Source organism: Roseitalea sp., assembly GCF_984466335.1.
Map to the genome: position 1 here is coordinate 19,902 of NZ_CFIFWG010000031.1, position 2,308 is coordinate 22,209.

Here is a 2,308-nt window from a genome sequence, read left to right on the forward strand (position 1 = left end):
GGGGGTCGATCCCAGTCCGGCCAGATCGCTGGCCGCGACCAGGTCATCGACCATGCGGGCCAGGTCCCTGAGCGCACGCTCGATCGCCTCGAAGCGAGGCCCGGCGAGATCGAAATCGTCGATCGACGCGCGAACGGCCTCAAGGCCCGCCGCGACCATGCCGAGATTGCGTTGCTCGCGGGCGGAAACCTCACGCAGGGCCTCGACCTCGTCCGCAAGCACGGCCAGCCTGGCCTCAAGCTGGGCGATGTGACTGTCCGGCAACACCGTATCGGCGGCGCCCCTGCCGCCAAATGGGCGTACCATCGCTCTGATCGCGCGTTTCATGCGTTGCATCATATCATCCGCTGACCATGCCGACAGCATCCCAAATGTTTGCTCAACCGCAATTGCCGAAACGAAGCCGGTTGTCGCCCCGGCGTTGCAAATTCCTAAAAAGGCCCTAGGCCGCTTCGATGGCGCCCTTGAGACCGGCGATCGTTTCGGCGCTCTTGCGCAGCGCGGCGCGCTCGGCCTCGTCGAGATCGGGCCTGAGTTCGGCCGTCACGCCCTCGGCGCCGACGATTCGGGGCAAGGACAACGGCACATGCGCGACGCCCTCGACATGGCCGGTCATCGTCGAAACGCTCAATACGGCGCGTTCGTCGCCCCTGACCGCCTCGGCGATGCGGGCAAGGCCGGCGCCGATGCCGTAATAGGTCGACCCCTTGCCGGAAATGATCGCATAGGCCGCGTTCCGGACGGCCTCGGTGATCGTCTCGCGCGTCCCGGCCGTCAGGGCCTTGCCCGTCTGGGCGGCGAAAGCCTCGACGGGGACATTGCCGGCCATCGCGCTCGACCAGACGGCGACCTCGCTGTCGCCATGCTCGCCGAGCACATAGGCATGGACCGAGCTGGGCGCGATGCCCAGATATTCGCCCAGCAGCACCCGGAACCGCGCCGTGTCCAGGATCGTGCCCGAGCCGATCACCCGGTGGGCGGGCAGGCCGGAAAAGCGATGGACCGCATAGGTCATCAGGTCGACCGGGTTGGAGGCGACCACGAACAGCGCGTCGGGCACGACCGGCATCAGCGAATCGACCACTTGCCGAAAGACCGCCGCATTGCGGCCGAGAAGCGCGAGCCGCGTCTCGCCGGGCCGCTGGTTGACGCCGGCTGCGAGAACGACGAGGCGGGCGCCGGCCAGATCGGCATAGTCGCCGGCGCGCACCGTTATCGGAGACGCGAAGGGAACGGCGTGCGAAATGTCCTGCGCGTGCGCTAGGGCCAGATCGCGGTCGCGGTCGACCAGAACGATCTCGGAGGCCGAGCCCCGCAGCGCCATCGCGAACGCGGCCGCGCTGCCCACCATGCCCGTCCCGACAATGCCGATCTTCATCGCCGCATCCCCATGCCACCGCTCTGGCGCGCACCCTACAGCGTGACCGGCCGGGCGCAAGAACGACCTTTTCGATTTGTCGGACGGGGCGCTGATCCAACCCCGTTCCAGGCGCGTAGCAAAGCCTATGATCCGCCCGGCAAAGCCCTCACCCCGCCCGCCATTTCCGACCCGCTGAATGCCCGACAAAACCGTCACGCGCCCGACCGACCTGCCCGACGCGCCGGTGATCGTATGGTTCCGTGCGGACCTGCGGGTGCGCGACAATGGCGCGCTTTCGGCCGCGGTCCGGTCGGGGCGGCCGGTGATCGCCCTGTTCGTGCGCGACGATACCGGCGCGTCCGGCCGCCCGCCAGGCGGCGCGCGGCGCTGGTGGCTCCACCATTCGCTGACAGCGCTGGGGGGCGGCCTGAAGGGGCTGGGACTGAACCTCGTGCTGCGCAGCGGCGACCCGCGCGCCGTGCTCGATGATGTGATCGCGCGATCGGGCGCGCGGACAATCGTGTGGAACCGCCGCTACGAGCCGGAAGCGGCAGCGCTTGACGCCGAGACCATGGCGACGCTGCGCGACCGGGGCCTGACCGTTCACAGCTTCGCCGGCGCGCTGATGCACGAGCCGACCCGGCTCAGAACCGGCTCGGGAGGCTGTTACCGGGTCTATTCGCCCTTCTGGCGCGCCTTGGTCGCCGGCGGGGCGCCGCGCGCGCCGATGGCGGCGCCGGACGCCGTGAACGCCTATGACGGCGCGCTCGCAAGCGATGCCCTGGACGACTGGGCCCTGCTGCCGGCGCGGCCCGACTGGTCGGGCGGGCTGGCGCGCACATGGACGCCGGGCGAAGCGGGCGCGCAGGCACGGCTGGCGTCATTTTGCGCCGGCGCGCTTGCGGGCTATGGCGAAAACGCGGCGCTCATGTCGTTCAATCCGCGCAT

3 protein-coding genes are annotated in these 2,308 nt (G+C 69.6%); 1 reads left to right on the top strand and 2 read right to left on the bottom strand.

The window, feature by feature from the left end:
• Both AC5E6L_RS04755 and AC5E6L_RS04760 read right to left on the bottom strand, forming a co-directional pair.
• Window positions 1-327, bottom strand: a 327-nt coding sequence (locus AC5E6L_RS04755) for a hypothetical protein (RefSeq protein WP_491771616.1), incomplete at its 3' end; no start/stop codon positions are given.
• A gap of 115 nt (window positions 328-442) precedes the next feature.
• Complete coding sequence (locus AC5E6L_RS04760; protein ID WP_491771618.1) at window positions 443-1,378, bottom strand: L-lactate dehydrogenase; 936 nt, start codon at window positions 1,376-1,378, stop codon at window positions 443-445.
• 178 nt (window positions 1,379-1,556) lie between these two features.
• Between AC5E6L_RS04760 and AC5E6L_RS04765 the strand changes: the two genes are divergently transcribed.
• Window positions 1,557-2,308: deoxyribodipyrimidine photo-lyase (locus AC5E6L_RS04765; RefSeq protein WP_491771620.1), on the top strand; the 752-nt coding region annotated here is incomplete at its 3' end.

Bases quoted from the DNA above. Each gene is read 5' to 3' on its own strand.
- AC5E6L_RS04760 (WP_491771618.1), bottom strand. From the start codon at position 1,378: ATGAAGATCGGCATTGTCGGGACGGGCATGGTGGGCAGCGCGGCCGCG.